6 protein-coding genes and 1 pseudogene are annotated in these 6,895 nt (G+C 61.3%); 5 read left to right on the top strand and 2 right to left on the bottom strand.

Translation table 11 applies throughout. The features are described 5' to 3' along the window. A pseudogene (locus NW808_RS07860) lies at positions 1-497 on the bottom strand (hypothetical protein); the annotation flags it as partial. Positions 498-666: 169 nt separating this feature from the next. Between NW808_RS07860 and NW808_RS07855 the strand changes: the two are divergent. The 5 genes from NW808_RS07855 to NW808_RS07835 all read left to right on the top strand — a co-directional run bounded on the left by NW808_RS07855 (position 667) and on the right by NW808_RS07835 (position 5,751). Next, complete coding sequence (locus tag NW808_RS07855) at positions 667-1,377, top strand: HEAT repeat domain-containing protein (RefSeq protein WP_414420832.1); 711 nt, start codon at positions 667-669, stop codon at positions 1,375-1,377. An 88-nt stretch (positions 1,378-1,465) separates the two neighbouring features. Then, entirely contained in the window at positions 1,466-2,569 is a 1,104-nt protein-coding gene (mnmA, locus tag NW808_RS07850) for a tRNA 2-thiouridine(34) synthase MnmA (protein ID WP_414420831.1), read from the top strand. A 93-nt stretch (positions 2,570-2,662) separates the two neighbouring features. Beyond that, the gene (locus NW808_RS07845) at positions 2,663-4,189 is read left to right on the top strand and encodes a YcjF family protein (protein WP_414420830.1); all 1,527 of its coding nucleotides are present in this window, start codon (positions 2,663-2,665) and stop codon (positions 4,187-4,189) included. Positions 4,190-4,738: 549 nt separating this feature from the next. Next, on the top strand, positions 4,739-5,044 hold the full coding sequence (gene rpsN / locus NW808_RS07840; RefSeq protein WP_414406312.1) for a 30S ribosomal protein S14: 306 nt from the start codon (positions 4,739-4,741) through the stop codon (positions 5,042-5,044). 74 nt (positions 5,045-5,118) lie between these two features. Continuing rightward, entirely contained in the window at positions 5,119-5,751 is a 633-nt protein-coding gene (locus NW808_RS07835; RefSeq protein WP_414420829.1) for a ribonuclease D, read from the top strand. Positions 5,752-5,766: 15 nt separating this feature from the next. Here NW808_RS07835 and ald read toward each other — a convergent pair whose 3' ends face one another. Continuing rightward, positions 5,767-6,858, bottom strand: coding sequence for an alanine dehydrogenase (gene ald, locus NW808_RS07830; RefSeq protein WP_414420828.1), 1,092 nt, complete (start codon positions 6,856-6,858; stop codon positions 5,767-5,769). Positions 6,859-6,895: the final 37 nt, after the last annotated feature.

Here is a 6,895-nt window from a genome sequence, read left to right as displayed (position 1 = left end):
GGTAGAGGGGGCTCGGGAGCGCGCACGTTCTGGGGCACAAAGGGATCCGCCCGTCCCGCCCTACTCAGAGCCCGCTGGGTTTCCTGCTCCCGATCCACAGGTGGGATCAGGATGGAGGCAGGTTGGGTTGGCAAGGGCCGAGGCTGGTCGGGAGCAGTCTGGCCAAAGCCTTCGGGCAGAGCCGCCGTCTGTTGCCGGGCAAGAGCCTGCAGCTGGCTAGCTCCACGGGCCAGGGTAGCATTCATGTCCTGTTCCCAACGGCCTGAGGGGTTGAGCCGCATGATCACGGGGTTGCTGTTGCCGCGAAATTCTACCCAGACTTCCGCTTCCGTGTTGCTGAGCCGGCGGGAGCGGAGGATGCGGGATCCCGGCGGCAAAAGCGGCTGCAGGGCCAGCTCGGCGTCCCGAACTGCCTGGGCGTTGGCCAAAGCGGGAGCCAGAGACATGCCTCCTGCCAACCCCAGCAGGATCCCAAGCAAAAGCAGTGGGCGAACCATAAAAACCCCTGGGAGAGCGTCTCTGGACTAAAATATCCAAAATCCTCGCAATGGGGCTAACCTCGAGCTGCCTTTTTGTCAAGCCTCTCCCACTAGAACAGCAATTCCTGACCCAAGGCAGCAAAGTTTGCCATAATTAAAACTTGTAAACATTCTGGCTCTCCCCACTTTGGATCCCGCCAACCCTAGCCAATTACAGGAGATTGCCGAGCGGCTGCGCAGCCCACGACCAGCGGATCGGATGCTGGCCTTGGCGCAGTTGCGGGACGTGCCAGCAGAGCAGGCAGTGCCGCTGATTCTGCAGGTCGTTGACGATGAAAACCTGCAAGTGCGCTCTTTTGCCGTCTTTGCGCTCGGGGTCAAGCAAACTGACGCCTGTCTGCCTAAGTTGGTGGAGATCCTCACCCAGGACCCGGACTACAGCATTCGCGCCAATGCAGCAGGCGCTCTGGGATACCTAGAAGACCCCCGGGCTTTCGAGGCGCTGGTGCGTGCCTTCTACGAAGATGTGGAGTGGCTGGTGCGCTTTAGTGCTGCCGTAGCGTTGGGCAACCTGAAGGATCCCCGAGCTTATGACGTACTGCTGCGGGCGTTGGAGGGGCCGGAAGAGTTGCTCCAGCAGGCGGCCATCGCTGCCTTGGGGGAACTGGGGGATCTGCGGGCGCTGGATCACCTCTTGCGCTTTGCCCAATCGGAAGATTGGCTGGTGCGGCAGCGGCTGGCCCAGGCCTTGGGAAATCTGCCCTCGCCTAAGAGCGTTTCCGCCCTCAACTATCTGGCCAAGGATCCTAACGATAGCGTTGCCGCAACCGCTCTGGATTCCCTGCGACGGCTGCGCCAAAGGGGTTTTCCGGAAGCAGGATCCCCAACAGCGGATTAGAAGCAAGCTAAGCTGAAGATCGGGGTTCAGCTTGCTGGAGGGCTCCTTTGAGGAGGAGGCAAGCTTTTCTGTTCTTATCCCCTGCTCTATGGTGGCTACCAAACCCCATCCTGAGATAGCCGGACTTCCCTCTCGGCCCCGCATCGTGGCGGCTCTGTCTGGGGGGGTAGACAGCTCCACAGTGGCAGCTCTCCTCCACGAACAGGGCTACGCTGTGGAAGGGGTTACTTTGTGGCTGATGCGGGGGAAAGGCCAGTGCTGCACCGACGGCCTGGTGGATGCTGCTGCTGTTTGTGAGCAACTGGGGATCCCGCACCACATTGTGGATAGCCGCGAGTTGTTCCAAACCCACATTGTCGAGTACCTGCTAGCCGGCTATGCGGACGGGATCACACCGCTGCCCTGCTCCCGCTGCAACAAGCTGGTCAAGTTCGGTCCCCTGCTGGCCTACGCCCAGGAGCAGCTGGGCATCTCGCAGATTGCCACTGGCCACTACGCGCGGGTACGTTTCAACGCCGAGCTAGGGCGCTACCAACTGCTGCGGGCTGTGGATCGCCAAAAGGATCAGTCTTATTTTCTCTACGACCTCAGCCAGGAGCACTTGGCCCACAGCCTCTTCCCTTTGGGCGAGTACACCAAGGCCCAGACCCGCCAGATGGCTAGGCGCTACGGCTTGGCCACCGCCAACAAGCCAGAGAGCCAGGATCTTTGCCTAATTGAAACCTACGGCTCGATGCGCAACTTCCTGGATCAGCACTTGGGGGAAAGGCCAGGGGAAATTGTCGATACTCAGGGGCGGGTCCTGGGGTACCACCAGGGCATTCACCACTACACCATTGGCCAGCGCAAGGGCTTAGGCATTGCTGCCCCTCGTCCGCTCTATGTGGTGCGCATCGATGCAGCCATGAACCGCGTGGTGGTGGGAGAGCGGGAAGAAGCCACCCAAGCAGAAGCCTGGGTGCGGCAGGTCAACTGGGTGTCGATCCCAGCGCCATCAGAGCCCTTGGAGGTAGAAGTGCAGGTGCGCTACCGTACCCCTGCCGTGCCAGCTACCTTGATCCCGGAATCGCCGGAACGCGTGAAGTTGCAATTTGCCGAGCCCCAGTTTGGCGTCACCCCCGGCCAGGCCGCCGTTTGGTACCAGGGGGATCTGCTGCTGGGAGGTGGCATCCTCGAGCGCCCTCTTTCCTAGCTGGAAGTTTGCCAGAACGCAGCGGCAGGACCTCAAGCTGGCGGGATAGGGGCAGCCGCGGCTAGAGTCAATCGGTTGTGGCTATTGAGGCCCATGCGCTTGGCTTTCTACCTGCGCTTGCTGCTGTTGTTGGCGCTGCTGGCCCTGTTTACAGGCCTAATTGTGTGGCTGATTCAGTCCTTTCTCGAGCTCTACTACGCCACCCGCTACCACCCCCTTTTAGGGGGTCTGTTAGTTGGAGTGCTGACGCTGCTGCTAGTGGTGTTTTTGGCCGCCTCGGTCTATTACTTGTTTCTCTTTGGCCGAGCTTCCTCGTCTCCAACCCAGCGCCTCCCTCGGCTAGCTTCCCCGACAACCCCCGCCGAAAAGTGGGAGGCAGCCCGGCGCAACCTGGCCCAACTGGAGGCTCAAGTAGCCCAGATTCAGGATCAGGTGGCCCGAGCAGCGCTGGCAGAACGGTCAGCCCGCTTAGCCCAGCAGTTGGCCCAGCCTCAACTGAAGGTGGTGGTTTTCGGCACAGGCTCGGCGGGCAAAACCTCGCTGGTGAACGCTCTCCTGGGGCGGCCAGTGGGAGCAGTGGGGGCCACCCTGGGCACCACGCAAGCCGTGGCCGTCTACGACTGGAACCTGCCCGGCATCCTCCACCCCGTGAAGATCGTGGACTGTCCAGGCATTTTGGAAATTGGGCCGGCAGGAGCCATGCGGGAAGAAGAGGCCCAGGCTCAGGCCCAGGCTGCCGAGCTGTTACTGGTAGTGGTGGACGGGGATCTGCGCCAGTCGGAGCTGGAGCCCCTGCGCCGCCTTCTGACCTTGGGCAAACGGGCCCTCCTGGTGCTCAACAAAATTGACCTCTACACTCCCGAGGAACAGCAGCTTCTGCTCCAGCGGCTGCGGGAACGGGTTTACCCCCTTATCCAACCGGAAGACGTGCTGCCAGCTGCTGCAAACCCGGCCCCCGTGCGCCTGGGATCCCAAACCTGGCAGCCGCAACCCGAGGTGGCGGCAGTGCGGGATCGGGTGCAGGCGGTGCTCTATGCCGAGGGGAGATCCCTGGCCTTGGACAATGCCCTCCTGCAATCCCAGCAGTTGGGCGAGGAGGCCAAGCGCATTCTCCAGGCGCAGTTGCGTCGCCAGGCGGAGGAAGTGGTCGATCGCTTTCAGTGGATTGTAACCGGTGTGGTCTTTGCCAACCCCATCCCAGCGCTGGATCTCCTGGCCATTGCCGCCATCAACGCCCAGATGGTGGTGGAGCTGGGATCCCTCTACGGCTGCAAGATGAACCTACAGCAGGGGCGGGAGCTGGCTTTGTCCTTGGCTAAGACCTTGGCTGGCTTGGGTCTGGTGGAAGGGGCAATCCAACTGACCACCGGGATCCTAGCTACAGTGGCTGAGGTCAGCGTTGTTGGCTTTTGGCTGACAGCACCCATCCAGGCAGCCAGCGCTGGCTATCTCACCCGCATTGCCGGCAAAAGCTTTATCGAGTACTTCCAGCGCAACCAGAGTTGGGGAGAGGGAGGCATGCAGGCGGTGGTCAAGGCCCAGGTGGAGAGCGCCCAAAAATCCGGCTGGCTCAGGGAGTTTGTCCGCCAGGCCTGGGAACGGGTTTTCCGCTTTCGCTAGGAACCGCTCTGAAAGACTTACACAACCCCAGGCAAAAGCAGACTTTCACTCGGCGTTGAGGCTTCCTTCCTGCTTCCACGACCCGTAGCTAGTAGTAGAGTTCACCTCTACTACCCCGCCAGAGGGATCTCCACAGGCGCGACTTCCCCGCAAGCTGCAGGTAGTTGCTCCTTGCCCACCTAAGGCACACCGGCTAAAGACGGAGCCAACTTTAGCCTAGGCAAAGTGCCTACCAGAAAAGATGTACTCGCAAGCCTACTCGCTCAGCCCATCTACGTCGAGGCAGAAGGTTGGTTATGCCACAAAGTGGCCAATTGTCCGGTGAATCAAGGACTAGAGGAGAACCCCGCCTGCAGTACCAGCTCCATCCCTGCTAGGTAATGGCGTAGCATCCGCCAGCACTTCGCGGCCAGCAGCAGCGGTGGCTTGCAAGCACCACGCAGGCGGCAATACTAGCGTGCCCCTAACCCATAGGCAGGCTCCCCTTGCTGCCAGTTGCCCCTGCTCGTTATCCTAGTAGAGCTGAAAAATTGGGGAAACAGGTGAGCCGTGGCTAAAAAAAGCATGATCGAGCGGGAGAAAAAGCGCCAGCGCTTGGTTGAAAAATATCGCGAAAAGCGCCAGCAATTGAAGGCAGCGCTGGCTGATCCCAACCTCGACCAGGCCACCCGCATGGAGCTGCATGCCCAACTGCAAAAGCTGCCGCGCTCCAGCTCGCCCACCCGCCTGCGTAACCGCTGCTGGAAAACGGGCCGTCCCCGCGGTTACTTCCGGGATTTTGGCCTCTGCCGCAACAGCCTGAGGGAGATGGCTCACCGCGGCCTGCTACCTGGCGTGGTCAAAGCCAGCTGGTAGCCCAGATGGGCTGGAGGCTGCTGGCAACTGCTCTGGAAAAGCAAGCACCTTCTCTGCCCTGAGGGGAGCTCCCCGTGGCCCTGAAGCCCTTCCAGATTTGCGACGACGATCTCACCCCCGACCTGGTCAAAGCCCTGGCCGGAGAAGCCTACCTGGCGGTGGACACAGAGACGATGGGCTTGATCCCGCAGCGGGATCGACTCTGTGTTGTGCAGATTGCCAACGCTGCCGGTGAGGTGGTGCTGCTGCGGTTTAGCCGCGGCGTCAGGCAGGCCCCTCTCTTGGCCAAGCTGCTAACGGATCCCGGCATCGAGAAGATTTTCCACTATGCCCGTTTTGACCTGGCCATGCTGCGCTACCACCTGGGGATCCAAGTCTGGCCAGTCTTCTGCACCAAGATTGCTAGCAAACTGGCTCGCACCTACACCAGCAAGCACAGCCTCAAAGATGTGGTGAGCGAGCTGTGCGGGGTCGAGTTGAACAAGGCAGCCCAGAGCTCCGACTGGGGAGCTGTCCATGCCCTCTCGGCGGAGCAGTTGGAGTACGCAGCCAACGACGTCCGCTACTTGATCCCGGTGCGCCACAAGTTGGCCCAGATGCTGCAGCGAGAGGAGCGCTGGGAACTGGCGCAGCGTTGCTTCCAGCACCTTCCCACCCTTGTCGAGCTGGATCTGCTGGGGTATAGCAACGTCTTCGAGCACCAGTAGTGGCAGCCTCTAAAGCTAGTTGGCCAAGTCGGGGAAAGTAGCCCGCACGGCGGGGTGGATGAGCTTGCCGGAGCGAATGTTAAGCCCTTTGGCCAAAGCTGGATCTTGTTCCAGGGCAGCGGCCAGGCCAAGGTTGGCCAGCTTGAGAATGTAGGGGAGCGTGGCATTGACCAAGGCTTGGGTTGAGGTCCAGGGAACAGCCCCTGGCATGTTGGGAACGCCGTAGTGCAACACGCCGTAGGCTTCGTAAACCGGCTGGGCATGGGTGGTGGCCCTAGTGGTGGCAATGCAGCCTCCCTGATCCACCGCGACGTCCACAATCAGGGATCGGGGCCGCATCTGGGCCACCAACTCCTCCCTCACCAAAATCGGCGCCCGCCTGCCCGGCACCAGCACCGCTCCCACCACGAGATCGGCCTTGCGAACGCACTCCTCGATGGTTTGGGGGGTGCTGTAGAGCAACTCCACTCGCGATCCAAAGATGAGCTCCAGCTCGTTGAGCCGCTGCAGGTTAATGTCCAAAATCTGCACCTGCGCTCCCAGGCCAACGGCCACTTTGGCCGCCTCTGTACCCACGGTTCCTCCGCCCAAAATCACCACTCGTCCCGGTGGCACACCTGGGATCCCGCCCAGCAGTACGCCTCGCCCCCCCTCTTGGCGGGTGAGGTAGTGGGCACCAAATTGCACCGAGAGCCGCCCAGCAATCATGCTCATGGGCATCAAAAGAGGCAGGGAGCCATCGGCCAGCTCCACTGTCTCGTAAGCCAGGCAGGTGGCCCCCGAACGCAGGAGGGCTTGGGTGAGCTCGCGGCTAGCCGCCAAGTGCAAGTAGGTAAATAGGATCAGATCCGGATGGAGCAGCGGATACTCTGCAGGCAGGGGCTCTTTCACCTTCACCACCAACTGCTGCTGGTAGATCTCCTCAGGAGTAGCAGCCAGCCTGGCCCCCGCCTTCTCATAGTCCTCGTCAGTAAAGCCGGCTCCCTGGCCCGCTTGAGTTTCCACCCACACCTGGTGCCCCTGCTCAGTCAAGACCCGCACCGCCGCTGGTGTTAGGCCGACGCGGAATTCCTGCTCTTTAATCTCCCTGGGCACGCCAATGCGCATAGGGATCCCTGGAGGACTGCCTTCGAGTTTGTGCGCG

The organism is Synechococcus sp. W70.1 (genome assembly GCF_047461515.1).
Classification (GTDB): domain Bacteria; phylum Cyanobacteriota; class Cyanobacteriia; order Thermostichales; family Thermostichaceae; genus Thermostichus.
The sequence above is the reverse complement of the archived record's forward strand: the minus strand, read 5'-3'. Positions and strand labels throughout refer to the sequence as shown.

Bases quoted from the DNA above. Each gene is read 5' to 3' on its own strand.
- NW808_RS07845 (WP_414420830.1), top strand. From the start codon at position 2,663: ATGCGCTTGGCTTTCTACCTGCGCTTGCTGCTGTTGTTGGCGCTGCTG.
- ald (WP_414420828.1), bottom strand. From the start codon at position 6,858: ATGCGCATTGGCGTGCCCAGGGAGATTAAAGAGCAGGAATTCCGCGTC.
- mnmA (WP_414420831.1), top strand. From the start codon at position 1,466: ATGGTGGCTACCAAACCCCATCCTGAGATAGCCGGACTTCCCTCTCGG.